The following is a 22,826-nucleotide window of genomic DNA, read 5'->3' as shown; positions in this document are numbered from 1 at the left end:
CGTTAGGCTCGTGCCGGAGAACTCCAGACACCCACGAAGGAGACAACGTGCCGTCCATCGACGTCGTCGTAGCCCGCGAAATTCTCGACTCGCGAGGTAATCCCACGGTCGAGGTCGAGGTCGGCCTCGACGACGGCAGCACCGGCCGTGCCGCCGTGCCCTCCGGTGCCTCCACCGGCGCCTTCGAGGCCATCGAGCTTCGCGACGGCGACCCGAACCGCTACCTCGGCAAGGGCGTGGAGAAGGCCGTCCTGGCCGTCATCGAGCAGATCGGCCCGGAGCTGGTCGGCTACGACGCGACCGAGCAGCGGCTGATCGACCAGGCCATGTTCGACCTGGACGCCACCGACAACAAGGGCTCGCTCGGCGCCAACGCCATCCTCGGCGTCTCCCTCGCCGTCGCGCACGCCGCCTCCGAGGCCAGCGACCTCCCGCTGTTCCGCTACCTCGGCGGCCCGAACGCGCACGTCCTGCCCGTGCCGATGATGAACATCCTGAACGGCGGCTCGCACGCCGACTCCAACGTGGACATCCAGGAGTTCATGATCGCCCCGATCGGCGCGGAGTCCTTCTCCGAGGGGCTGCGCTGGGGCGCCGAGGTCTACCACACCCTCAAGAAGGTCCTGAAGGAGCGCGGGCTGTCCACCGGCCTCGGTGACGAGGGCGGCTTCGCCCCGAACCTCGGCTCCAACCGCGAGGCCCTCGACCTCATCCTGGAGGCCGTCAAGCAGGCCGGTTACGCCCCCGGCCAGGACATCGCGCTCGCGCTGGACGTCGCCGCCTCCGAGTTCTACAAGGACGGCTCGTACCAGTTCGAGGGCAAGACCCGCTCGGCCGCCGAGATGACCGAGTACTACGAGGAGCTGGTCGCGGCCTACCCGCTGGTCTCCATCGAGGACCCGCTGTTCGAGGACGACTGGGCCGGCTGGAAGGTCATCACCGACAAGCTCGGCGCCAAGGTGCAGCTGGTCGGCGACGACCTGTTCGTCACCAACCCCGAGCGCCTGGCCCGCGGCATCGAGGAGGGCTCCGCCAACGCGCTGCTGGTGAAGGTCAACCAGATCGGCTCGCTGACCGAGACCCTGGACGCCGTCGAGCTGGCCCAGCGCAACGGCTTCAAGTGCATGATGTCGCACCGCTCCGGTGAGACCGAGGACGTCACCATCGCCGACCTCGCCGTCGCCACCAACTGCGGCCAGATCAAGACCGGCGCCCCGGCCCGCTCCGAGCGCGTCGCCAAGTACAACCAGCTGCTGCGCATCGAGGAGATCCTCGACGACGCCGCGGTCTACGCCGGCCGCTCCGCCTTCCCGCGGTTCCGTCACGGCGGCTGACCCACGGCGCCCCGCCGCCGCGGGCGATCGCGGCGGCAGGGGCTGAACGGGCGAGGCAACCGCCCGGCACCCCGTACGTCCCCGGCAACGGTCCCGTACCGTTGCCGGGGACGCGTCTGCTTCAGCAGTCAGGCGTCCGTCAGTGAAGGGGAGACGACGTGCCCGCGGACCGGTTCTCGACCGCGACCCGACTCAAGGCGCTCGGCGAACAGGCCGCCGCCCGCGTCTACCGCGCGCGCCCGCCCCGCCGCAACCGCCTCACCGGCCGCGCCGCTCTGCTCGCCCTGGTGATGTGCTCGCTGGTCGTCGCGCTCGCCTACCCGATGAGGCAGTACGTCTCCCAGCGCTCCGACATCGCCGACCAGCGCCACCGCGCGCAGCAGGCCGGCGCCGCCCTGGAGCGGCTGCGCGAGCAGCAGGCCCGCTGGCAGGACCCGGAGTACGTCCGCCAGCAGGCCCGCCGCCACCTGCACTACGTCATGCCGGGCGAGACCGGCTACCTCGTCCAGGACGGCTCCGGCACCGGCTCCGCACCGAAGGGGCCGCGGGCCGCGCAGCGCCCCTGGTACGAGAATCTCTGGGACGCCGTCGACTCGGCCGACAAGCGGTAGGGCCGGGCCCGTACCGCCGGCGGGCGCCGCCCCGTACTGTCGGACCCGGGACGGCAGCACGCCCGCCCCGCCCACCACTCACCTCACCGAAAGCGCACATGGACACCCCCCCGCCCCAGACCGAGCCCACCGAGCCCACCGCCGCGGACATCGCCGCCTTCAAGGAGCAGCTGGGCCGCCCGCCGCGCGGGCTGCGCGCCATCGCGCACCGCTGTCCCTGCGGCCGGCCGGATGTCGTCGAGACGGCGCCGCGCCTGGAGGACGGCACGCCCTTCCCCACGCTGTACTACCTCACCTGCCCGCGCGCGGCCTCCGCGATCGGCACGCTGGAGGCCAACGGCGTGATGAAGGAGATGTCCGAGCGCCTGGCGGCCGACCCGGAGCTTGCCGCCGCCTACCGCGCGGCGCACGAGGACTACATCCGGCGGCGGGACGCCATCGAGGTGCTGCAGGGCTTCCCGAGCGCCGGCGGCATGCCCGACCGGGTCAAGTGCCTGCACGTCCTGGTCGGCCACTCGCTGGCCGCCGGGCCGGGCGTCAACCCGCTCGGTGACGAGGCCCTGGCGATGCTCCCGGAGTGGTGGAAGAAGGGGCCGTGCGTGACCCCCTGCCAGGACACCGGAGCCCAGGACGCCCCCGAAGGAGACGCCACGTGAAGCGGGTCGCCGCCATCGACTGCGGTACGAACTCCATCCGGCTGCTGGTCGCGGACTGCGACCCGGCGACCGGCGAGCTGAAGGACCTCGACCGCCGGATGCAGATCGTCCGGCTCGGCCAGGGCGTGGACCGCACCGGACGGCTGGCGCCCGAGGCGCTGGAGCGCACCTTCGCCGCCTGCCGCGAGTACGCCGCGGTGATCAAGGACCTGGGCGCCGAGCAGGTCCGCTTCGTGGCCACCTCCGCCTCCCGCGACGCGGAGAACCGCGCCGACTTCGTCCGCGGCGTGGTGGACATCCTGGGGGTCGAGCCCGAGGTCATCACCGGCGACCAGGAGGCGGAGTTCTCCTTCCAGGGCGCCACCAAGGAGCTGAGCGCGACCGGGAGCGCGGACGCGGAGCGTCTTCCCGCGAAGGGCGGTGGACGGTCGGGCCTGGAGCGGCCCTTCCTGGTGGTGGACATCGGCGGCGGCTCCACCGAGTTCGTCCTCGGTGACGGCTCCGTCCGCGCGGCCCGGTCTGTCGACATCGGCTGCGTGCGGATGACCGAGCGGCACCTGCACGACCCGGACGCCGGCCGGGGAGCCCCGGAGGGCGCCTCGCCCGCCCCGCTCACCGACCCGCCCTCCGCGCAGCAGATCGACGCCATCAAGGCCGATGTCGCCGCCGCGCTGGACCACGCCGAGCAGACCGTGCCGCTGGGCGAGGCCGCCACGCTCGTGGGCCTGGCCGGCTCGGTGACCACGGTCGCCGCGATCGCGCTGGGTCTGGAGCGCTACGACTCCGCGGCCATCCACCATTCCCGGATCCCGCTGGCACAGGTCCGCGAGACCACCGACCGGCTGCTGTCCTCCACGCACGCCGAGCGCGCCGCCATCCCCGTCATGCACCCGGGCCGGGTCGACGTGATCGCCGCGGGCGCGCTGGTGCTGCTGTCGATCATGGAGCGGGTGGGCGCCCGGGAGGTCGTCGTCAGCGAGCACGACATCCTGGACGGCATCGCCTGGAGCCTCGCCGGCTGAGTCGGCGCGCGGTGCGGCAGGGGCCGGCAACGGCCTCTGCCGGCCTGCCCTTTGAGCGGGTGGGGTGCCCGTCCGAGCGCGATTCCGGGGTCCCCGGAGGCTCTCGCGGACGGGTCCGCGGAGAAAGTTCGTGAAATCCTTCACATGAAAAAACCGCTCCTTGGACGAACAATCCGATCGTCCGACCCTCATTCGAAGGCTCCAGGGCTTCTCGACCCGGAGAATGCGCGGCGTCCGGGGAGTTGGTGAGGGGCCTGCGCAGGTCGTGGTCCAGTCGCCCCGGGACCGACAATCCCTGATCAACAGGGGTCTCCAACGCCTTGTGTGGCACGGTGGTTCCCTCTTGAACTATGGCGTCGGTCACGAAGCCGGCGGAGTGTAGCAGATGCCCTCCGGGTGCTTGTGAAGGGGCTCACGAGCGACCCCCCATGTGGGGGTGGATACTCGATTGCATGAGCACCACGGAGCGTCCCAGGATCCTCGTCGTAGGCGGTGGGTACGTAGGCCTGTACGCGGCACGCCGCATTCTCAAGCAGATGCGGTACGGCGAGGCGACCGTCACGGTCGTCGACCCGCGCTCGTACATGACGTACCAGCCCTTCCTCCCTGAAGCTGCAGCCGGCAGCATCTCCCCCCGCCATGTCGTGGTGCCGCTACGACGTGTGCTGCCCAAGGCGGAGGTCCTCACCGGCCGGGTCACCACCATCGATCAGGACCGCAAGGTCGCCACGATCGCCCCGCTGGTCGGCGAGGCGTACGAGCTGCCCTTCGACTACCTGGTCATCGCGATGGGCGCGGTCTCCCGTACCTTCCCGATCCCCGGCCTGGCCGAGAACGGCATCGGGATGAAGGGCGTGGAAGAGGCCATCGGCCTGCGCAACCACGTGCTGGAGCAGCTCGACAAGGCCGACTCCACGACCGACGAGGAGGTCCGCCGCAAGGCGCTGACCTTCGTCTTCGTCGGCGGTGGCTTCGCCGGTGCGGAGACCGTCGGCGAGGTCGAGGACATGGCCCGCGACGCCGCGAAGTACTACAACAACGTGAAGCGCGAGGACATGCGCTTCCTGCTGGTCGACGTCGCCGACAAGATCCTCCCCGAGGTCGGTCCCAAGCTCGGCGCGTACGGCAAGGAGCACCTCGAAAGCCGTGGCGTCGAGGTCTACCTCAAGACCGGCATGGACTCCTGCGTCGACGGCCACGTGAAGCTCAACAACGGCCTCGAGGTCGACTCCAACACCATCGTGTGGACCGCGGGCGTCAAGCCGAACCCGGCGCTGTCCCGCTTCGGGCTGCCGCTCGGCCCCCGTGGCCACGTCGACGCCGCCGCCACCCTCCAGGTGCAGGGCACCGACTACATCTGGGCCGCCGGCGACAACGCGCAGGTACCCGACCTGGTCGGCCGCAAGGCCGGCAACCCGAACGCCTGGTGCCCGCCGAACGCGCAGCACGCGCTGCGGCAGGCCAAGATCCTCGGCGACAACGTGGTGTCCGGGATGCGCGGCTTCCCGCAGAAGGAATACAGCCACGCCAACAAGGGTGCGGTCGCCGGTCTCGGCCTGCACAAGGGCGTCGCGATGATCGTCATGGGCAAGATGAAGATCAAGCTCAAGGGCCGTCTCGCCTGGTACATGCACCGCGCGTACCACGGCATGGCGATGCCGACGTTCAACCGCAAGATCCGGGTCTTCGCCGACTGGACGCTGGCGATGTTCCTCAAGCGCGAGGTCGTCTCGCTCGGCGCCATGGAGAACCCCCGCGAGGAGTTCTACGAGGCGGCCAAGCCGGCCCCCGCTCCGGCCGCCGCGGCCGACGCCGACAAGGCGAAGGCCAAGGCTTCCTGAATCCCCGGTCGGGTACTCCGACCAGCCCGAAGGGCGTCCGCCATCCGTGGGGCGGGCGCCCTTTGGCGTGTCCACTCTGGCGGAAAGCGGCCAGTTTGCGGTTCCCTTACGTGCGAACGGGACTAACCGGGCGCCCCATTGGCGTTTACGTGGTGGGTGAAACTTTTTTGCCCGACTCGTCAACACGGAGGTGTGCGACATGGCCGACGCCGCTGGACGGCTCACCAAGCTCGCCGAGGAGGTGCTGGGAGCACCGCTGCCGGTGCGCATCCGCGCCTGGGACCGTAGCGAGTCCGGCCCGCCGGGGGCGCCCACACTCGTCATCCGCCACCGCCGCGCGCTGCGCCGGATGCTGTTCAAGCCGGGCGAGCTGGGCCTGGCCCGCGCCTGGGTGGCCGGTGACCTCGACATCGAGGGCGACCTCTACGCCGCGCTCGATCTGCTCGCCGGACTGATCTGGGAGCGCCCCGACGGCGGCGGATCGCAGCGCGCCGCCGTGCTGCGCGCCCTGGCCCGCCCGGAGATCCGTGCCGCCGCCCGGGAGCTGCTGGCCCTGGCCGGTGCCCCGGTGCCGCCCGCCCCGCCGGTGGAAGAGGTCAGACGGCGCCGCGGACCGCTGCACACGCTGCGCCGCGACAAGGCGGCCATCAGCCACCACTACGACGTCGGCAACGACTTCTACGCCCTGGTGCTGGGACCGTCCATGGTCTACTCCTGCGCGTACTGGGGGACCGGTGAGGACGCCGGGGCCTTCACCCTGGAGGACGCACAGCGCGACAAGCTCGACCTGATCTGCCGCAAGCTCGGTCTCCGCGAGGGCCGGCGGCTGCTGGACGTGGGCTGCGGCTGGGGCTCGATGGTGCTGCACGCGGCCCGCGAGTACGGCGTGCGGGCGGTCGGCATCACGCTCTCCGAGGAGCAGGCCACCTTCGCCCGCAAGCGCATCGCCGAGGCCGGGCTGGCCGACCGGATCGAGATCCGGGTGCAGGACTACCGCGAGATCCACGACGAGCCGTTCGACGCGATCTCCTCGATCGGGATGGCCGAGCACGTCGGCCGCACGCAGTACGCCGAGTACGCCGACGCCCTGTACTCCCTGCTCAAGCCCGGCGGGCTGCTGCTCAACCACCAGATCGCCCGGCGCCCGGTCGTCGACGAGGAGGCCTACCGGGTCGACGAGTTCATCGACCGCTACGTCTTCCCGGACGGCGAACTGGCCCCGCTCGGCCGGACCGTCGGCCAGCTGGAGGACGCCGGCTTCGAGGTGCGCGACGTGGAGGCGATCCGGGAGCACTACGCGCTGACGCTGCGGCGCTGGGTCGCCAACCTGGAGGAGCACTGGGACCGGGCGGTGCGCCTGACCTCCCCGGGGCGGGCGCGGGTGTGGCGGCTGTACATGGCCGCCTGCGCGCTGTCCTTCGAGCGCAACCGCCTGGGCGTCAACCAGGTGCTGGCGGTGCGCACACCGGACGCCGGGGACGCGGGACAGCCGCTGCGGGCGCGCACCTGGCACCCGGCCGCGCCCGGCGCCTGAACGGCGGCCGCCCGCCCGCTCCCCGGGAAGGGAGCGGGCGGGCGGACCGGGAGGCCGGGCCGGCTATTCGGCCTTGATGGCCTCCAGCATGTTCATCCGCGCCGCGCGGAGCGCCGGCCACAGGGCCGCCAGCGCGCCGACCACGCCGGCCAGGCCCAGGAAGATGCCCAGCTCGCCCCACGGCAGCACCAGTTCGTAGGTGGGTAGGCCACCCTCGATCAGCTTGCCGACGGCCCATCCGAGGAACACCCCCAGCCCGATACCGAGCACCCCGCCGAAGAGCGAGATGATCAGCGACTCCAGCCGCACCATCCGCTTGATGCCGCGCCGGTCCAGGCCGATCGCCCGCAGCATGCCGATCTCCTGCGCGCGTTCGAAGACCGACATCGCCAGGGTGTTGACGACCCCGAGCACCGCGACGACCACCGCCATGCCCAGCAGGCCGTAGAGCATGTTCAGCAGGATGGTGAACAGCTTGGAGACGGAGTCGGCGATGTCCTGCTTGTCCGAGACGGTCAGGGCCGGATTCTTGCCGAGCGCCTTGACCAGCTCGTTCTTGTGCGCGTCGGTGGCGCCGCCGTCCATGCTGACCAGCAGCTGCTGGGTGGTGATGCGCTTTTGGTGCGGCGCCAGGGTGTCCTTGTCGAGGATGACGCCGTTGAAGAGGTTGTTGCCGTTGTAGACGCCCGAGACGGTCAGGTCGGTCTTCTTGCCGTCGGGGAACGTCACGGGGAAGCGCGAGCCGGTCCGCAGACCGTGGTCCTGGGCGGTCCTGCTGTCCACGACGACCCGGTCGCCGTGCAGGCTGCCCAGCGATCCCTTGGTGAAGTCGAGGTTGCCGAGCGAGCCGAACGTCTTCCCGTCGACGCCGATGGCCTCGGCCGCGCCCTTGCCGCCCGCCGCATCCGCGCCGACCCGGACCATGTCCTTGCGCATCGGACTGATCGCGGACACCCCCGCCGCGCCCTTGACCGCCTTCTCCGCGGTGGACGGCAGCGGCTGTCCCTCGCCGCTCATGGCGATGGAGTAGTCGGCCTTCAGCGAGGAGGCGGCCACGTTGTTGATGCCCGTCTCGACGCCCTTCGCGATCACCGTCATCCCGGTGATGAGCGTCAGGCCGATCATCAGCGCCGAGGCCGTGGCGGCCGTACGGCGCGGATTGCGCAGGGCGTTCTGCCGGGCGAGGCGGCCGGAGATACCGAAGCCGCGCAGCACCGGCCCGCCCAGCGCGATCAGCGGACGGGACAGCAGCGGCGTCAGCACGAACACGCCGACCAGCAGCAGCATCCCGCCGAGGCCCATCATGTACCGGCTGGTGTTCTTGCCGTCGTCCAGGGAGATGGCGACCAGGACCGCGGCCGTACCGCCGCCGGCGAAGAGCGCGCCGATGGTGTTGCGGACCACCAGCGACTTGGTGGTGGCCGCGGCGTGCACGCTGTTCATCGCGGCGACCGGCGGGATCTTCGCGGCCCGCCGGCCCGGCAGCCAGGCGGACAGCACCGTCACGGCGATACCGACACCCAGCGAGACCAGGACCGTGGTGGCGGTGACCTGAAGCGGCCCGTCGGGCAGGGCCGCGCCGTCGTTGCCTCCCAGCGTGCGCAGCACCGCGCCGATACCGATGCCGGCGACCATGCCCGAGGCACCGGCGATCGTGCCGACCACGAGCGCTTCGAGCAGCACCGAGCGGGTGACCTGGCGGCGGCTCGCGCCGACCGCCCGCAGCAGCGCCAGCTCCTTGGTGCGCTGGGAGATCAGCATGGTGAAGGTGTTGGCGATGATGAAGATGCCGACGAAGAGGGAGACACCCGCGAAGGCCAGCAGGGCGGTCCGCATGAGGTTCGTCGAGCTCTTGTTGCCCTCGGCCTGGTTGTCGGCGAGTTCCTTGCCGGTGGTGAGGGTGACGCTGTCCCGGGGCAGTGCCTTGTCGAGCGACTGCTTCAGCGCGGCCTGGGACGTGCCCGGCGCGGCCTTGACGTCGATCTCGCTGAAGGCGCCGGGCATCCCGAACAGCTTCTGGGCTGTCTTGGTGTCGAACAGGGCGAGGGAGCCACCGGACATGCCCCGGCCGCCGTCGGTGGTGAAGATGCCGGTCAGCTTCTGCTCGCGGACCGGTCCGTCGACGGACATCCGCACGGTGTCACCGATGTGGTAGCCGGCCTTCTCGGCGGTGTCCTGGTCCAGCGCGAACTGGTCGCCGCGGGTGGGGGCGGCGCCCTCCTTCATCGGATAGCGGGCGTCCTTCCCGTCCTTGCCGGGGGAGTAGTTGCCGCCGGTGCCGCCGCTCTGGCCGATCAGCTTGCCGCTCTTGTCGGCGATCCCGGTGGGGCCGTTGACGATGCCGGTGGCGGAGGCGGCGCCGGGGGCGTGGCGCACCGTGTCGAGCAGCTTGGCGTCGAGCCGGGAGTTCTCGGGCCGGACGCCCGGGACCGTGTCGGACGCCTGGGGGGTGAGGGCGACGTCGATGTCGTCATAGCTCTTCTGGGAGCTGTTGCGGAAGGCGGTGGAGAGGGTGTCGGTGTAGACCAGGGTGCCGGACACGAAGGCCACGCCGAGCATCACGGCGAGGACGGTCATCAGCAGCCGGGCCTTGTGCGCGAGCACATTGCGCAAGGCGGTACGGAACATGGGGCTCAGTCCTGGAGGAGAGGTCCGGAGTGCGGGCGGCGGCCGCGGGTCAGCTCGTGCGGCGCTTGCTGTCGAAGCCCTTCATCCGCTCCAGCACCAGGTCGGCCGTCGGATCGGGCATCTCGTCGACGATCTTTCCGTCGGCGAGGAAGACCACGCGGTTCGCGTAGGAGGCGGCGACCGGGTCGTGGGTGACCATGACCACGGTCTGGCCCAGCTCGCGCACCGAGTTGCGCAGGAAGCCGAGCACCTCGGCGCCGGAGCGCGAGTCGAGGTTTCCGGTGGGCTCGTCGGCGAAGATGATCTCGGGCCGGGAGGCCAGCGCCCGGGCGACCGCGACCCGCTGCTGTTGGCCGCCGGAGAGCTGGTTGGGGCGGTGCTTGAGGCGGCCGGAGAGGCCGACGGTCTCCACGACCTGGTTCAGCCACGCGTGGTCCGGCTTACGGCCCGCGATGTCCATGGGCAGCGTGATGTTCTCCAGCGCGGTCAGGGTCGGCAGCAGGTTGAACGCCTGGAAGACGAAGCCGATCTTGTCGCGCCGGAGCTGGGTGAGCTTCTTGTCCTTCAGCCCGGTCAGCTCGGTGTCGCCGATGCGGGCGGAGCCGCCGGATATCGCGTCCAGCCCGGCCATGCAGTGCATCAGCGTCGACTTGCCGGACCCGGACGGGCCCATGATCGCGGTGAACTGGGCCTGGTGGAAGTCGACGGAGACCGCGTCCAGCGCGACCACCTGGGTATCGCCCTGTCCGTAGACCTTGCTGAGATCCGTGGCGCGGGCAGCCACCGCGGTGGCGTGCTGGGCGCGGGATACGCCGGAGTGGGTGGTGGTCACGGGAACGAGCTCCTGTCGGTGGAGGTGCCTGGCACGGTGCCCGCGAGGGCGCCTGCCGCGAAGCGGAAGCGGACATTTCCATCGTGGGTCAGGAAGCCGCCCGGGGACGTCAACCCTGGTGACCGTCCTGGGCGACCCCTGGGGCGTAGCCGTGCGCACGGCGGTCATCCCTGGGGAGGAGACGGTCCCCGATGCCGCTGCTGCACCCGCAGCAGCCGGGGGCGCGGGAGCGGCGCCCCGACGGGGGCGCCGAGGGGGCGTCGAGTTTCCGTCAATTCGGGCATGAATTTGCTTCCGGGGGCTTCCCCGTGCAAGTGGGCTTCAGGCATGTGCCGAAGGCCTGTACCGGGCGCTGATGCTCACTCAGTTGCCAATAAAATAAGACAACCTCGGGAAGAGCGGCCGAACTGTGTCGTGCGCTGCGGGCTACGCTCGTGCTGCCCTCTTTGAGGTGGCATGGGGGATCCCAGGCCCGGATGGTGGAATGCAGACACGGCGAGCTTAAACCTCGCTGGCCTACGGGCCGTGCCGGTTCAAGTCCGGTTCCGGGCACCACCGACTTTAAGGGGCCTGACCTGCGAGAACGGTAGCTTCTCGCGGGTCAGGTTTTCCATTTCTGGTGCACCGCTGGTGCACGACCCCTAGCATGCGCGCATGGCATACGTGCAAGCGCTCACGAACAAGGCCGGGCAGGTGACCAGCTACCGCGTCCGCTGGCGCACAGGCGGGCGGCGAGACGGCGGCTCCCAATCCGAGCGATTCGACGACGAGCCTTCGGCGCAGGTATTCAGCGACGCGGTTGATGACGCCGGGCAGCAATGGCCGGCCGGGTGGATCAAAGGCAAGGGATTCGTCGACCCGGCCGCTGCCGATCCCGACGAAAAGCGGTACCGCTTTCGGGCGTTCTCGGCCCGGATCATCGAGAACAAGACCGGCATCGAGGAGCACTACCGGCGCGCGTGCGAACGCGACCTGGAGCGGTACGTGTACCCGACGTTCGGCGAGTGCGACGTCCGGAGCCTGGAGCACTTCAACCGGGACACGGTGCGGGCGTGGGTACGGCAGTTGGAGCAGACGAAGGTCCACCGCGGGCAGGTGCCGAAGACGGGCACCGGCAAGCTGCGGCCGATGTCGCCGAAGACGATCCGCAACCTGCACGGGCTGCTGAGCAGCATCCTGGAGGAAGCCGTAAGGGCGGAGCCGCCGCTGCGTGCCCGCAACCCGTGTGAGGGCACCAGGCTGCCGCGTGCGGACGATGACGGGGGCGAGGACGGCGAGGACATCGAGTTCCTGACGCCGGCCGAGGTCGAGGGCGTCATCTCCTGTCTCGAGCGGCGCAGTGACCAGCTCCTCGCGTGGGTGAAGTACGGGACCGGCATGCGCTGGTCCGAGGTGACGTGCTTGGCGCCTGAGTGCCTGGTCGGCTGGGACACCCCTGAGCCGAAGATCCGGGTCAAGCGGGCGTGGAAGAAGGACGGGCACGGCGGCTACTACGTGGGCACGCCGAAGTCGCGGCGCAGCCGGCGCACGGTCCGGGTGTCCTGGGGCGTCGTGGAGGCCGTGAACGAGCTGGGCGGCGACGACCGTGAGAACCCCGAGCGGCTGTACTTCACGGGCGACCAGGCGCAGCGGCTGCACTACTCGACGTTCCACGACCGGTGGCAGCGGGCGGTGCGCCGGGCGAAGCAGCAGGGCCTCCTGACGCGGCAGAAGCGGCCGACGCCGCACGACCTGCGGCACAGCCATGCGGCGGTGCTGCTGTCGGAGGGGCGCGGATTGACCTACGTGCAGCGCCGGTTGGGACACGAGTCCATCAAGACGACGTCGGACACGTACGGGCACCTGCTGCCCGAGGCGGACGACGCGGCCATGGACATCATCGACAGGTCGCTGGGCCGTGGCCGGCTCGACGACGACCTGGCGGTGGACGTGGTGACGGGCGACCGCAGCCGCGTCCACGTCGTCCACTTCGACGGCGAGTTCTCCGGGCACGTCGAGGCGTTCTGGAAGGGGAGCGACGCGAAGGCGGTCGCCGACCAGTGGCAGATCGACCACCCGGACGACACGGTCCGCGTCGAGACGACGGCGGCGGACTGGTGGCGTCGCCAACAGACCAACGGGCTCAAGGGAGTTCGGGAGGGCCTTCCCGACCGCGCCCGGATCTGGTGGGGATCGGCGCTCTACAACGCCGACGGATCCGAGCTGCGCACTGGCGTCGACGTGGAAAGCGTGGCCGCACGGTGGCTGTGGGAGTGGGAGGAGCGCTACACCGGCGAGGACGCGGTGACACGCGTGCAGTTCGAGGACGGTGCCGCTTCCCTGACTAGGGCTGAGGCGTGGGGGGTGGACCAGGCGAGGGTCCGGGACGCGTTCGCGACGGCCCGGGAGGAAGCGCTGGCGACGTGTGCCGCGCATCCGGCTCTCCTCGGCGGGGTCTCCAAGGACACGACGGTCGAGTAGACCGTCAGGTCCGACGGGGCTTGATGCCCCCGGCTGTGCGCTGGGGGCCGATGAAGGCGACCGGCCCGGTTGCTGCTTCCGCGGAAGCACAGCGCCGGGCCGGTTCTGTTTGGGTCTTGCTCTCGAAGCGGTCGGCGCCCTGCTGGAGGGTGTCGATGACAAGGCTGTTGTAGTCCTCGGCGAGTTCGTCGAAGTCTTCCTGGAGGCGGTCGTTCTTCTGCTCCGCGCAATGGAGCTGGACGGCCAGGCCGACGGCGAGGGTGCTGATCTCCTCGGCGTCGGGCGGGGAGGAACGGTTCGGCAGTTCGCCGTGCGGGCCGGCCTGGCGGGGGACCGTCTCTTGCTGCTGGACGGCCTCCCCGATCACGCTGCAAATCTTCTCGGTGTGGCGGTTGAGCCATTTGCGCACCGCTGCGCCCGCAATGAACAAGGCGCAGGTAGCGGGTGCTGCACGGACCGCGATGGGGCCAAGAAGGTCGCCGGGCGGACCGTCGGGCATTTCGCTGGTCGCAGCCAACGTGATGACGATTCCCGCGACGAGCCCACCCACTGCGGCTATGGCGGTCCTGTATGCCATTCCGGTGCTACTCCCTTGCTGTCGCCCTCCCCCGTGGGCGTCTGCTGTCGGCCTCGTCTTGTAGGCGGATGGCCTGCTCGATGCTGCCGATGAGCATGCTGCGAATACCTGGATCGGTGATGCCCCAGGCATCTGCTGCTTCCTCTGGGGAAGTGTTCGGTGACTGTGGAGTAGCTGAGCGTACATCCGTGGTGACATCTTTTGGCCAACTATTGGCTGAAATAACTCCAGCCGTGACCAGAAGCGTACGCACGTCAGTCTTCACCGCACGGGCGATGCCCTCGTACTGGTGCGGCATGGGCAGGGTCTTGCCGTCGAGCATGCGGCTGACGGCGGACGCGCTCATGCTGCCGATGTCGCGGGCGAGGGCGCTTCGGCCTCCTGCCCCGCTTTTTAGGTCGTATCCGGCTTGCTTGGCGAACTCGGACACGACCTCTCCGAATCGTCGGACAGGGGCTTCCCCTGATCCGGCTGGGTTGGTCTCCATGCTCCGCATGCCCTGGAGGCTAGCGCGCAAGCATGCCGGTGAAAACTGCGTGCATGCGTGCATGTTCCCTGGTCGGGCCGCAGATCAGAAGTACGCGCAGGCAGGGGCGGGTGTATGTCCGCTTAGGTGGTCCTAAAAATCGCACCCGGATGCCCCCTAGTGGATCGCTTGCATGCGTGCACGCGTGTGATCTAGGCTGTGCATGCATGCACGACGTGCAGGCATGCATGACCGATTGGGAGGGCTCCAATGGCCACGACACTCCGCTTCCGTGCGGACGTGCTGACCACGAAGGCGGAAGCGGTCGGCGACACCACGCACTACGCCATCGCCCAGCGTGCGGGCGTACGCGAGTCGACGATCTCGCGGCTCGTCGCGGGCCGCACCGTGCCGACCGTGGCGACGCTGTTCGCGATCGCCGACGCGTACGGCATCGACCTCGACGACCTGGTGACCGGCCGCGTCCCGCGCCCGGTCGCCACGTTGTCCGCCCCGCGTGACTGCGGCGAGAAGGTTCCCGCATGACCGGCCGGGGCTACTGCCGCTGCACCAGCGTGCGGAACTTCGACTACGACGAGGCCGCCGAGAAGTTGAAGTGCAAGCGCCGGTTCCTTGAGGACAACATTAAGAAGCTGCCGCACCAGAAGATCGGCCAAGAGCCGTCGTTCTGCGAGTGCGAACTCGCTTTGATCCAGCGGATGTTCACCGTCATCCCGCCCGGCCTGTTCGACGAGCCGGAGCAGATCACCCCCACGCCCGAACTGACGGCGCTGCGCCCCTCCGGGGTGCGACGTCAGCGCGTCGCCTCCTAGGACGGCGACCCCGGGGCGGCGGGCCATGCAGGGCCGCACACCGCCCCCGGATCACCAGGCGCCTCAACCACGACGAATCGAGGAACCTTGACCAGCAACCCTAGCCGCCCGCACAGCTCGCGGACCTGTCCGCACTGCGCCCGGCTGCGGCACCCCGCGAACCGTCTCGTGCGGCTCGCCCTGTCGGCGATCCCCCGGCCGCGGACCGTCCAGAGCGGCGGTGGCCGCTGATGACCAGCACCAGGCGCACGCTGCCCAGGCACGCAGACGTCGTCCGCGCGGCGCACGCCGCACGTGGCGGCTGGGTCCTCGCCGGCGTCTACGCGTCGACCGACGCGGGCCGGGGCGCCGCTCGGCGCATCCCCCGCGCCGAGCGGATGCCCGCGTACGGGCCGCCCGGCACGTTCGAGGCGTACGACGCCCGCCACGACAACGGCACGGCGGTGTGGGTCCGCTACACGGCCGGCCTGCCCAAGCCCGAACCGCGGCCGACGGCCATGACGTACCGGGTGTGCGACCGGGGCACCGGCAGCGGCTACGAGGGCGTGCGGATCACGCCGGTCATCGTGTCGGCCGAGTGCCCGTGCTGCGGCGGCCCCCGCGGCTCTGCCGTTCCGTACCGCTTCCACGAAGACGGCGACTGGTACACGGCCCACAAGTGGACCAACCAGTGCGGTCACGTCGACACGTATGCGGCGGTCCTGGCCGAGTTCCGGCGTGACCGGCAGCTCGCCATGGACGCCGTGCGCGATCACGTCGACCTCGACACGGTCGGCGACCGCGAGTACGACGAGCCGGTTGCCCTGCTGAACGCCCTCGCGCTTGTCCTGCGCTCCGCGAGTGCCCGCGACGCCTCCCGGTTCCTGGAGCTGGGCGGCTACGACGAGGCCGGGCGCCGCGTCGAGGAGGAGCGGGCCGCCCGCGAGACGCGCATGACGCTCCGCGACGCCGCCCGGTACCTGCCCGAGCTGGCCGCCGCCCGTGCCGCGTGCACCGGTTGCGACAACGGGCGCATCAACTACCGAGCCCGCGACGGGGAGTTTGTCGGCCTTCGCTGCCCGGCCTGCCGACGAGAGGTGACCTCCGTTGCGTGACCTGCCTCGCGACCTGCGCAGCCCCGCCGACGTGGCGTGGATGCGGGTCGCTGAAAGCACCGCCCCCGAACGCTTCCTGACCGTGCTCGGCGAGACCGCCGCGGCCTTGGAAGAGGGCGCGGACCTGGCCACCGCGGCGTGGACCCCCGACGACCCGGTCCGGCTCGCCGCCGAGATCGAAGCCCTGGCCGGCGCCCGCCGCCTCAACACCTCCCGGAAGGACCGCGCGTGACCACGACCATCGAACCCGCCGCCCGCACCGACGCGCCCACGGCCCGGCTGCTGCTGCCCGCCGACGCATCCCGCGAGGAGTGGGAGGCCACCCGCCGGGCGGGGATCGGCGGCAGCGATGTCGCCGCCATCCTCGGACTCGGCGGAGGCAAGTACACGAGCCCGCGCCACGTCTTCGAGGCCAAGCACGGCCGCCCCGACGAGGTGAACTCGGAAGCCGCCGAGATCGGCACGGAGATCGAGGGGTTCATTGCCCGCATGTTCACGAAGCGGTCCGGCATCCCGGTCACGATGCCGCCCGGCACGCTCGTGAACCTCGACCAGTCGTGGATGCTCGCCAACGTCGACCGGTACGCCCTCGACGAGGCCGGCCAGGTGGCCGGGCCGCTGGAGTGCAAGAACCGCAGCGCGTACCAGATCGACGACTGGGAGGACGGGAAGATCCCGGACGCCCCGGCGATCCAATGCCACTGGTACATGGCGGTCGGCGGCTGGTCGCACGGGTACGTGGCCGCGCTCGTCGGCGGCAACACGGTCCGCTGGTCCCGCCTGGAGCGCGACGAGGAGATGGTCGGCTACCTCGTCGACTACTGCGGCAGTTGGTACCAGCGGCACGTCGTCGAGGGCTTCGAGCCCCCCGCCGACGGCTACGAGGCGACGACCAACCTGCTGGCCAAGCTGTGGTCCGTCAAGGCCGAGACGATCGCCGAGGTCGACATCGCCAAGGCGAAGGCGCTGCGCGCCCGACGGGCCGACCTCAAGGAGCAGGAGAAGGCGCTCGCCAGCGACCTGCGCACCGTCGAGAACGAGATGCGTCTCATGACCGGCGAGAACGAGCTCGCCCAGGCAGGCGGCAAGCCGGCCTGGTCGTGGAAGGCGAACGGCACCTTCGCGTCGAAGAAGTTCCGCGAGGCGCACCCCGAACTGGCCGCCGAGTACACGCACACGGTCGAGGCCATCGACACCGACCGACTCAAGGCCGACCACCCCGAGACCTACGACGAGTACCGCGCCCGCGTCCTGCGCGTGCCCGCGAAGGGAGTCTGACCATGACACCGAGCACGTTGAAGGACCGCGTCCGCTGCGCCGTCCAGACCGGGGAGCCGAAGAAGCCGCAGCCGGTGAGAGCGGCCGAGACCGTCGACGGCGGCACCGCCGAGGAGCTGCACGCCGCAGGGCAGCAGGACGGCGGGGAGACCAGCGACGCCGTCCTGACGTGGCTGGAGCGGTACGGCAAGCACTTCACGAAGGCCCTGCCGTCCCACGTCGACAACGGGGCGTTCTTCGCGGCCGTGCGGGCGATCCTGCCCGGCCTGGCCTCCTGCACCCCCGCCAGCCTGCTGCAAGCCCTGCTGACGTGCGCCAGGTTCGGGCTGATCCCGAACGGGCGGCACGCCATCATCCGGCGCGAGGGCAAGCTCGCGGTGTTCGTGCCGATGTACCAGGGCTACGTCGACCTGATGTACCGCTCCGGCCGCGTCGGCTCGGTGCACGTCGGGATGATCCACGCCGGGGACGAGTGGAACTACGAGCCGACCGCCCCGGCGCCGCTGGACTTCACGCACCGACCGGCACTGGAGCTGTCCCGCGAGGAGCGCGGCAAGCCGATCCTGGCGTACGCGTTCTGCTGGATGACCGGCGGTGCCCGCTCGCAGGTGGTCATCCTGACCCGCGAGGACGCCGAGGACATCCGCGACGAGTACAGCCAGGCGTACCAGCGGGCGCAGCAGTCCGGGAAGAACGATTCGTTCTGGCACACGGACTTCGACGCGATGTGGTCGAAGTCGACTCTGCGGCGCCTGCACAAGGTCGTGCCCATGTCCGCCGAGCTGGTGCAGCTCTCCAGGGCCGACGACGCCGGCGACGCCGGGCAGGCGCAGGTGCTCCACGCGCCGGACGAGGACGCTCAGGCGCTCGCCGACGCCAAGGCGGCCCACGCGGCGGCTGAGGGCTCGCAGGAGCCGCAGCGGGTCGCGACGCTGCCCCGTAAGCGAGTGCAGCCGAAGCGGCCCGGCAGTCGCAGGGCCCGCCGCGGCGGGAAGGGGCGCCGCCGGTGACATGGCACCGGAAGCCGCTCGCTGGGCTCGATCTGGAGACCACGGGGACAGCCCCCGAGGACGACCGGATCGTGACGGCCGCCGTCGTTCGCTACGGCGGCGGCCGGCCCACCGAGACGCGTTCGTGGATCGCCGATCCCGGCGTGCCCATCCAGGCCGGGGCGACGGCAGTGCACGGCTTCACGACCGAGGCGGCCCGCACTGCGGGCCGCCCGGCCGGGGGCGTGGTCGCCGAAGTCGTCGACGCCGTTGCCGCGCTCGTCGACGAGGGGTTGCCGCTGGTCGTGATGAACGCCCCGTTCGACCTGACGATGCTGGAGGCCGAAGCCGAACGGCACCACGTGCGGGGCCTGTTCGCCCGGTCCGTGCCGCTCGTCCTCGACCCGAAGGTGCTCGACAAGCGCGTCGACCGGTACCGCCCGGGCGGGCGCCGGCTGGAAGACCTGTGCCGCCACTACGTCGTGCCGCTCGACGCCGCGCACGACTCCAGCGCCGACGCGCTCGCCGCGTGCGGCGTGACGTGGAAGATCGCCAATCGTCACCGGTGGCTGACGCGCGTCCCGCTGGACGAGCTGCACGAGCAGCAGGCGAGTTGGGCGGCCGATCAGCAGGAGAGCTTGCGCGAGCACTTCGCTTCCACGCCCGGCAAGGAGCACCGGGCGGCGACCGTCCGTACGGACTGGCCGCTGATCCCGCCGATGCGGTCGGGGGTGTGGGCCGGTGAGTGAGCACGTCCTGTACGGCCTGGCCGCCATCGCTGCCGGTGGCGGAACGCTCGCGGCGGCTGCCCGTGCGTGGCCACCGCCGACTGGCCGGCACCGCCTCGGTCCGCGCCCGGTCGGCTTCGAGACCCAACCGCGCTGGGCGCACTGCCCGGCCGAAGGACGGGACACCCCGCACAGCTTCGACGCCGGAGGCGTCCGCCACTGCCGGGTGTGCAAGACCACGACGACGAAGGACAACGACGATGGATGAACCGTTCGGACCGGAGTACGTCCGCCCACGGCAAGAGGACTGCCCGCGCTGCGCATGCTGCACGGCCGATCTGTGCGAGCGGGGCCGGAACAGCGTGATGCGGTGCTGCGGGTTCACCCCGCACGAGCACCGCGAGACGGTGTTCGGCTGCCCGTGCTCGGCGGAGACGACGAAGCGCACCGCGGCGTGGCGGGCCGCGCAGGTGCGGGCGACGCGCCTCGCCTGCGAGAAGCCCGTGGACACTGCCGCCGAGGAGCTGCTGCGCGCCCTGGCCGACGGCCGCGACGTCGACGACGACGGCGCGCTGTTCCCCGGTTTGAAGGTTCGGGGCCTGGCGCAGCTCATCGACCTGCGTCCGGCGGTCACCGAGCTGGGCCGCACGTACCTGGCGGCCCGTGACGACGTGCGCGCCCCGGCGGCCGTGCACGTCGTCGACGTCGACCCGCGCTCGCGTACGGCGCGCGTCGAGGTCGGCGCGTGGCGGGAGGACGAGCCGGTGACAGTCCTCCTGGACCAGGTGACCAGCGACACCGGCTTGGACGCGGAGACGCTGCCCGACCGGTGGCTGGCCGCTGAGGCGAACTGTCACGCGGAAGACGCCGACCGGCTGGTGCTGACCGGGTTCAGCGAGACCGACGAGCTGCCCGACGGCTGGATGGGCGACGAGTCGTGACGGCCGAGCTGAGCGTGCTCGAGGAGGACGCGCCGCCCGGATCCCGGCCGGTGCTGACGGTGACGGTGTACGGGCTCCCGGCGCCGCAGGGCTCGAAGAGCCACAAGGGCAACGGCCGGATGGTGGAGTCGTCCATCCACGTCAAGCCGTGGCGCGAGGCCGTGGTGTGGGCGATGCGTCAGAAGATCGCCCGGCACCGCGGTTGGCGCCCGCTGGACGAGGCGCTGGAAGCCAGCATGGTGTTCTCCTTCAACCGGCCCAAGAGCCACTACGGGACCGGCCGGAACGCCGGGATCCTCAAGCCGTCCGCCCCGGCCCGCCCCGCCGTGATGCCCGACCTGTCGAAGCTCGCGAGGTCGACGGAGGACGCCATCACGACGGCCGGCGGATACAAGGACGATGCGCTGCTGGTCGGCTACCGGCGGCTGGAGAAGCGGTACGTCACCGATCACGGGGCGATCTCCGACGTCCTGGACGTGCAGGGCGCGGTCATCCGCCTGTACCGGGCCGAGCTGGACGGCGAGGTGACGCCATGACCGGTGAGGACACGGCAGCGCTCGACGCGGCTTCGGACTCGGTGAGGCCGGGCACGCCGGCGACTCCAGTGCACACGCCGACGCCCCGGAAGCGCTACGGGTCGCTGGAGGAGATGTTCGCCGCCCAGACGATCGAGGTCGAGGGCGGTCACCTGCACTGGACCGGCGCGACCGGCGCCCGGGGGACGCCGGTCGTCGCGCACCAGAGCCAGGTCGACACCGCGTACCGGCTGTCGTTCCGCTGGCATCACGGCCGTGCCCCGGAGGGCAACGTGCGGCCGACGTGCAGTTACCCGTGCTGCGTCGCTGGTGGGCACCTCGCCGACCGCGTCATGCGCGAGGGAGGGCTCGCGTGATGTTTCCCGGCTCGACGTGGCACCGCGGCATCGACCTGATTGCGGTCGAGCGGGCCGTGCGGAGCTGGGGACTGTGCCCTGAGCTCACCGAGGACGAACAGCGGTACGCGTGCCGGGAGATGACCGAGGCGGGCATGTCGGCGGCCGTGATCGCCGAACGCCTCGGGATCGCCGACCGGACCGTGACCCGCTGGCGTGAAGCGGAGGGCGGAGGCGCGTGATGTGGCTCGAACTTCTCCTGACGTACGGGGCGGCCGTCGACGCGATGGTGCGCACCGCCGACGTGTGGGGGCCGGTGCTCCTCGGCGCCGGCTCCCTCGGCCGGGGCCTTCGCCGGTCCTCGCGCCGCAGGCGCCGGACACGTCCGGGACACGAGGCGGACAACGAGCCGGACATACGGGGGCTGGCATCACGCACAAGGGGGGTGACCTGGCCGGACACGCGCACGGACGTGTCCGGACACCGCACGATGAGTAAGGAGCTGCTGACGATGGCGCGACCGAGCCGCTACGCCCCTGACAACCTTCCCCGCCCGCGTCACTGGACCCAGGACGCCGCCTGTGCGGGCGAGAAGACCGCCGTGTTCTTCCCGGCGGGCACGACCGGAACACCGATCGAGATTGACGTGCAGTACGCCAAGACGTTCTGCGACCGGTGCCCGGTGCGCGGCCAATGCCTCGCGCACGCCCTGACGTTCCGCGAGGACCACGGCGTGTGGGGCGGTCTCGACGAGAACGAGCGCGCCGAGATGATCCGCCAGGCCCGCCTGGAAGCCGAGCGGCGGCGCCGCAGGGAACGCGAGGAGCAGGCCCGTGCCGGCGCGGCAGCGTAAGCCATCGGCGCCGCAACCGACGCTGCCTGCGGACGGGTTGCTGGTGTGGTCCTCGTCCGAGCACTGGCACCAGCAGGCGAAGCCGTGCCGCTACTGCGGGCAGCCGACGAACCTGCGGGACTCGCAGCGGTCCCCGGCGCACAAGGTGTGCGCCGAGTCCGCGTTGGTCGAGCAGCAGCAGGACGCGGCAGCCACGTACCGGACGCAGGGAGAGCTGTAGCCGTGCTGAGCCCGGGTCTGCTGACTCACCTGGTGCGGGAGGCCGGTGACGCCGCCCGCGCCGGGGACGTCGACGACGTCGCTGCGACGGTCGGTGAACTCACCGCACGCGGCGACCTGCTCGACGTGCTCTCCGCGTGCCAGGAGTTCGCGTGCACCGCGGTACGTGCCCTGCTCGCCCTGTACGGGCCGCCCAACGCGGCCCAGGGCGAGGCGTGGGTGCTGGACGACCTCGGCGATGCCGAGGGGCAGCCGGAGCGGTTGTTCGCCGCCCGGCTGGTGACCGCTCACGCCAACGGCGACCAGGACGCGGTCACCGCCCTGGTCGTGGCTGCCTGCCGGGCGGCTCGGTGTGAACGGTCGGGCTCCCTGCGGGAGCTGGTGACCTACGCGGCCGGCCTCAATGCCCGCGCCGCACAGAAGGATCAACACGAGAGGGATGAAGGATGACCACCGACCCGACGGTGCAGCGCAAGACGCGCCAGGACACCGAGTACAGGCCCCGGCTGCGGGGCGACGACCGCGAGGCGATGCGGAAGACCCTCAAGAAGAAGTACGACGCGGGCGCCTCGATCCGGGAGCTGCTGGCCGAGTACGGCCTGTCGTACGGGCTGACGCGGGTGCTGCTCCTCGAAGCGGGCGTCACGCTGCGGTCCCGCCGGGGCGGCCGGAAGACCCGCCCGTGAACGGCGCGGACCGTGCTGTGCGCACGGCGGTGACGGTCGGGATCGTGCTCGTGCTACTGCTCGTCGCGGCCCTGGTGGTCGACGCGGTCGACGACAGCGGAGAGGGCGACAGCGGCGGCGGGCCGTGCGGCTGGTTCGCGCTGGCCGCCGCCCAGGCCCCGGCGACGTCCAAGCCGGTCAAGCCGGTCAAGCCGGTCGTGCCTGCACAGCCGGCGAAGACGGCGGCACCGTCGCGCCCCGGCGTGGCGAAGACCCCGACACCGCAGGCGACCGGCCCCACGCCCACCACGGCGCCCACGAAGAAGCACAAGCCCCGGCACGGCGTCGACGTCGACCTGTGCGACTGACCGCGGCGCTCCCTGGCCGCGCCGTC

The 22,826-nt window shown here is 71.1% G+C and carries 29 protein-coding genes and 1 tRNA gene; 26 read left to right on the top strand and 4 right to left on the bottom strand.

What is annotated here, in order from left to right; translation table 11 throughout:
* The first annotated feature begins 47 nt into the window (after positions 1 to 47).
* The 6 genes from eno to ACQP17_RS14970 all read left to right on the top strand — a co-directional run bounded on the left by eno (position 48) and on the right by ACQP17_RS14970 (position 6,998).
* Positions 48 to 1,334, top strand: coding sequence for a phosphopyruvate hydratase (eno, locus tag ACQP17_RS14995; RefSeq protein ID WP_433856757.1), 1,287 nt, complete (start codon positions 48 to 50; stop codon positions 1,332 to 1,334).
* Positions 1,335 to 1,492: 158 nt separating this feature from the next.
* Positions 1,493 to 1,945: an FtsB family cell division protein gene (locus ACQP17_RS14990; protein WP_433856756.1), complete on the top strand. Its 453-nt coding sequence runs from the start codon at positions 1,493 to 1,495 to the stop codon at positions 1,943 to 1,945.
* 98 nt (positions 1,946 to 2,043) lie between these two features.
* A complete protein-coding gene (locus tag ACQP17_RS14985; RefSeq protein WP_433856755.1) occupies positions 2,044 to 2,601 on the top strand; it encodes a DUF501 domain-containing protein in 558 nt (185 codons plus the stop codon).
* On the top strand, positions 2,598 to 3,623 hold the full coding sequence (locus tag ACQP17_RS14980; protein ID WP_433856754.1) for an exopolyphosphatase: 1,026 nt from the start codon (positions 2,598 to 2,600) through the stop codon (positions 3,621 to 3,623). Before ACQP17_RS14985 ends, ACQP17_RS14980 begins: the two co-directional genes overlap by 4 nt.
* 452 nt (positions 3,624 to 4,075) lie before the next feature.
* Entirely contained in the window at positions 4,076 to 5,464 is a 1,389-nt protein-coding gene (locus ACQP17_RS14975; protein WP_249634100.1) for an NAD(P)/FAD-dependent oxidoreductase, read from the top strand.
* A 199-nt stretch (positions 5,465 to 5,663) separates the two neighbouring features.
* Complete coding sequence (locus ACQP17_RS14970; RefSeq protein WP_433856753.1) at positions 5,664 to 6,998, top strand: class I SAM-dependent methyltransferase; 1,335 nt, start codon at positions 5,664 to 5,666, stop codon at positions 6,996 to 6,998.
* 63 nt (positions 6,999 to 7,061) lie between these two features.
* Here the strand turns inward: ACQP17_RS14970 and ACQP17_RS14965 are convergent, their stop codons facing one another.
* Positions 7,062 to 9,626: an ABC transporter permease gene (locus tag ACQP17_RS14965; RefSeq protein WP_433856752.1), complete on the bottom strand. Its 2,565-nt coding sequence runs from the start codon at positions 9,624 to 9,626 to the stop codon at positions 7,062 to 7,064.
* A gap of 49 nt (positions 9,627 to 9,675) precedes the next feature.
* Entirely contained in the window at positions 9,676 to 10,458 is a 783-nt protein-coding gene (locus ACQP17_RS14960; protein ID WP_433856751.1) for an ABC transporter ATP-binding protein, read from the bottom strand.
* Positions 10,459 to 10,928: 470 nt separating this feature from the next.
* Here ACQP17_RS14960 and ACQP17_RS14955 point away from each other — a divergent pair.
* Together ACQP17_RS14955 and ACQP17_RS14950 are read left to right on the top strand one after the other, a co-directional pair.
* Positions 10,929 to 11,013: transfer RNA gene (locus ACQP17_RS14955), tRNA-Leu, on the top strand.
* A 99-nt stretch (positions 11,014 to 11,112) separates the two neighbouring features.
* On the top strand, positions 11,113 to 12,918 hold the full coding sequence (locus tag ACQP17_RS14950; RefSeq protein ID WP_433856750.1) for a tyrosine-type recombinase/integrase: 1,806 nt from the start codon (positions 11,113 to 11,115) through the stop codon (positions 12,916 to 12,918).
* Between the two features lie 4 nt (positions 12,919 to 12,922).
* On the opposite strand, the gene ACQP17_RS14945 is transcribed toward ACQP17_RS14950, so the two are convergent.
* Positions 12,923 to 13,285 carry a hypothetical protein gene (locus tag ACQP17_RS14945; protein WP_433856749.1) on the bottom strand — a complete coding sequence of 121 codons (363 nt, stop codon included), beginning with the start codon at positions 13,283 to 13,285 and terminating at the stop codon, positions 12,923 to 12,925.
* Positions 13,286 to 13,502: 217 nt separating this feature from the next.
* Positions 13,503 to 13,925: a helix-turn-helix domain-containing protein gene (locus tag ACQP17_RS14940; protein ID WP_433856748.1), complete on the bottom strand. Its 423-nt coding sequence runs from the start codon at positions 13,923 to 13,925 to the stop codon at positions 13,503 to 13,505.
* A 306-nt stretch (positions 13,926 to 14,231) separates the two neighbouring features.
* Here ACQP17_RS14940 and ACQP17_RS14935 point away from each other — a divergent pair, with 306 nt between their 5' ends.
* The 18 genes from ACQP17_RS14935 (at position 14,232) to ACQP17_RS14850 (ending at position 22,800) form a co-directional block, all read left to right on the top strand.
* A complete protein-coding gene (locus ACQP17_RS14935) occupies positions 14,232 to 14,507 on the top strand; it encodes a helix-turn-helix domain-containing protein (protein ID WP_433856747.1) in 276 nt (91 codons plus the stop codon).
* Positions 14,504 to 14,794, top strand: a complete 291-nt coding sequence (locus ACQP17_RS14930; RefSeq protein WP_433856746.1) for a hypothetical protein — start codon at positions 14,504 to 14,506, stop codon at positions 14,792 to 14,794. Before ACQP17_RS14935 ends, ACQP17_RS14930 begins: the two co-directional genes overlap by 4 nt.
* Positions 14,795 to 14,881: 87 nt before the next feature.
* On the top strand, positions 14,882 to 15,025 hold the full coding sequence (locus ACQP17_RS14925; RefSeq protein ID WP_433856745.1) for a hypothetical protein: 144 nt from the start codon (positions 14,882 to 14,884) through the stop codon (positions 15,023 to 15,025).
* Positions 15,025 to 15,888 (top strand): hypothetical protein, encoded by an 864-nt coding sequence (locus ACQP17_RS14920; protein ID WP_433856744.1) that lies wholly within the window; start codon positions 15,025 to 15,027, stop codon positions 15,886 to 15,888. The genes ACQP17_RS14925 and ACQP17_RS14920 overlap by 1 nt, the downstream gene beginning before the upstream one ends.
* Complete coding sequence (locus tag ACQP17_RS14915) at positions 15,881 to 16,120, top strand: hypothetical protein (protein ID WP_433856743.1); 240 nt, start codon at positions 15,881 to 15,883, stop codon at positions 16,118 to 16,120. The genes ACQP17_RS14920 and ACQP17_RS14915 overlap by 8 nt, the downstream gene beginning before the upstream one ends.
* Complete coding sequence (locus tag ACQP17_RS14910; protein ID WP_433856742.1) at positions 16,117 to 17,166, top strand: YqaJ viral recombinase family protein; 1,050 nt, start codon at positions 16,117 to 16,119, stop codon at positions 17,164 to 17,166. Before ACQP17_RS14915 ends, ACQP17_RS14910 begins: the two co-directional genes overlap by 4 nt.
* A 2-nt stretch (positions 17,167 to 17,168) precedes the next feature.
* Positions 17,169 to 18,176 carry a recombinase RecT gene (locus ACQP17_RS14905; RefSeq protein WP_433856741.1) on the top strand — a complete coding sequence of 336 codons (1,008 nt, stop codon included), beginning with the start codon at positions 17,169 to 17,171 and terminating at the stop codon, positions 18,174 to 18,176.
* Entirely contained in the window at positions 18,173 to 18,904 is a 732-nt protein-coding gene (locus tag ACQP17_RS14900) for an exonuclease domain-containing protein (RefSeq protein ID WP_433856740.1), read from the top strand. The genes ACQP17_RS14905 and ACQP17_RS14900 overlap by 4 nt, the downstream gene beginning before the upstream one ends.
* Positions 18,897 to 19,151: a hypothetical protein gene (locus ACQP17_RS14895; RefSeq protein ID WP_433856739.1), complete on the top strand. Its 255-nt coding sequence runs from the start codon at positions 18,897 to 18,899 to the stop codon at positions 19,149 to 19,151. The genes ACQP17_RS14900 and ACQP17_RS14895 overlap by 8 nt, the downstream gene beginning before the upstream one ends.
* A complete protein-coding gene (locus ACQP17_RS14890; protein WP_433856738.1) occupies positions 19,144 to 19,824 on the top strand; it encodes a hypothetical protein in 681 nt (226 codons plus the stop codon). The genes ACQP17_RS14895 and ACQP17_RS14890 overlap by 8 nt, the downstream gene beginning before the upstream one ends.
* Positions 19,821 to 20,360 carry a RusA family crossover junction endodeoxyribonuclease gene (locus tag ACQP17_RS14885; protein ID WP_433856737.1) on the top strand — a complete coding sequence of 180 codons (540 nt, stop codon included), beginning with the start codon at positions 19,821 to 19,823 and terminating at the stop codon, positions 20,358 to 20,360. The genes ACQP17_RS14890 and ACQP17_RS14885 overlap by 4 nt, the downstream gene beginning before the upstream one ends.
* Positions 20,357 to 20,716, top strand: a complete 360-nt coding sequence (locus tag ACQP17_RS14880) for a hypothetical protein (RefSeq protein ID WP_433856736.1) — start codon at positions 20,357 to 20,359, stop codon at positions 20,714 to 20,716. Before ACQP17_RS14885 ends, ACQP17_RS14880 begins: the two co-directional genes overlap by 4 nt.
* On the top strand, positions 20,716 to 20,937 hold the full coding sequence (locus ACQP17_RS14875; protein WP_433859910.1) for a helix-turn-helix domain-containing protein: 222 nt from the start codon (positions 20,716 to 20,718) through the stop codon (positions 20,935 to 20,937). The genes ACQP17_RS14880 and ACQP17_RS14875 overlap by 1 nt, the downstream gene beginning before the upstream one ends.
* Before the next feature lie 269 nt (positions 20,938 to 21,206).
* Positions 21,207 to 21,548: a WhiB family transcriptional regulator gene (locus ACQP17_RS14870; protein WP_433856735.1), complete on the top strand. Its 342-nt coding sequence runs from the start codon at positions 21,207 to 21,209 to the stop codon at positions 21,546 to 21,548.
* Complete coding sequence (locus ACQP17_RS14865) at positions 21,529 to 21,768, top strand: hypothetical protein (protein ID WP_433856734.1); 240 nt, start codon at positions 21,529 to 21,531, stop codon at positions 21,766 to 21,768. The genes ACQP17_RS14870 and ACQP17_RS14865 overlap by 20 nt, the downstream gene beginning before the upstream one ends.
* A gap of 2 nt (positions 21,769 to 21,770) precedes the next feature.
* Complete coding sequence (locus ACQP17_RS14860; protein ID WP_433856733.1) at positions 21,771 to 22,217, top strand: hypothetical protein; 447 nt, start codon at positions 21,771 to 21,773, stop codon at positions 22,215 to 22,217.
* Positions 22,214 to 22,453 (top strand): helix-turn-helix domain-containing protein, encoded by a 240-nt coding sequence (locus ACQP17_RS14855; RefSeq protein WP_433856732.1) that lies wholly within the window; start codon positions 22,214 to 22,216, stop codon positions 22,451 to 22,453. Before ACQP17_RS14860 ends, ACQP17_RS14855 begins: the two co-directional genes overlap by 4 nt.
* Positions 22,450 to 22,800 carry a hypothetical protein gene (locus ACQP17_RS14850; protein ID WP_433856731.1) on the top strand — a complete coding sequence of 117 codons (351 nt, stop codon included), beginning with the start codon at positions 22,450 to 22,452 and terminating at the stop codon, positions 22,798 to 22,800. The genes ACQP17_RS14855 and ACQP17_RS14850 overlap by 4 nt, the downstream gene beginning before the upstream one ends.
* Positions 22,801 to 22,826 lie beyond the last annotated feature (26 nt).

The organism is Streptomyces kronopolitis (genome assembly GCF_050953795.1).
Lineage (GTDB): Bacteria > Actinomycetota > Actinomycetes > Streptomycetales > Streptomycetaceae > Streptomyces > Streptomyces kronopolitis_A.
Note: the sequence above shows the minus strand (reverse complement) of the source record. Positions and strands in the feature narration are given on the sequence as shown.

Bases quoted from the DNA above. Each gene is read 5' to 3' on its own strand.
- ACQP17_RS14985 (WP_433856755.1), top strand. From the start codon at position 2,044: ATGGACACCCCCCCGCCCCAGACCGAGCCCACCGAGCCCACCGCCGCG.
- ACQP17_RS14975 (WP_249634100.1), top strand. From the start codon at position 4,076: ATGAGCACCACGGAGCGTCCCAGGATCCTCGTCGTAGGCGGTGGGTAC.
- ACQP17_RS14970 (WP_433856753.1), top strand. From the start codon at position 5,664: ATGGCCGACGCCGCTGGACGGCTCACCAAGCTCGCCGAGGAGGTGCTG.
- ACQP17_RS14965 (WP_433856752.1), bottom strand. From the start codon at position 9,626: ATGTTCCGTACCGCCTTGCGCAATGTGCTCGCGCACAAGGCCCGGCTG.
- ACQP17_RS14950 (WP_433856750.1), top strand. From the start codon at position 11,113: ATGGCATACGTGCAAGCGCTCACGAACAAGGCCGGGCAGGTGACCAGC.
- ACQP17_RS14935 (WP_433856747.1), top strand. From the start codon at position 14,232: ATGGCCACGACACTCCGCTTCCGTGCGGACGTGCTGACCACGAAGGCG.
- ACQP17_RS14930 (WP_433856746.1), top strand. From the start codon at position 14,504: ATGACCGGCCGGGGCTACTGCCGCTGCACCAGCGTGCGGAACTTCGAC.
- ACQP17_RS14920 (WP_433856744.1), top strand. From the start codon at position 15,025: ATGACCAGCACCAGGCGCACGCTGCCCAGGCACGCAGACGTCGTCCGC.
- ACQP17_RS14905 (WP_433856741.1), top strand. From the start codon at position 17,169: ATGACACCGAGCACGTTGAAGGACCGCGTCCGCTGCGCCGTCCAGACC.
- ACQP17_RS14890 (WP_433856738.1), top strand. From the start codon at position 19,144: ATGGATGAACCGTTCGGACCGGAGTACGTCCGCCCACGGCAAGAGGAC.
- ACQP17_RS14880 (WP_433856736.1), top strand. From the start codon at position 20,357: ATGACCGGTGAGGACACGGCAGCGCTCGACGCGGCTTCGGACTCGGTG.
- ACQP17_RS14875 (WP_433859910.1), top strand. From the start codon at position 20,716: ATGTTTCCCGGCTCGACGTGGCACCGCGGCATCGACCTGATTGCGGTC.
- ACQP17_RS14870 (WP_433856735.1), top strand. From the start codon at position 21,207: ATGGCGCGACCGAGCCGCTACGCCCCTGACAACCTTCCCCGCCCGCGT.
- ACQP17_RS14855 (WP_433856732.1), top strand. From the start codon at position 22,214: ATGACCACCGACCCGACGGTGCAGCGCAAGACGCGCCAGGACACCGAG.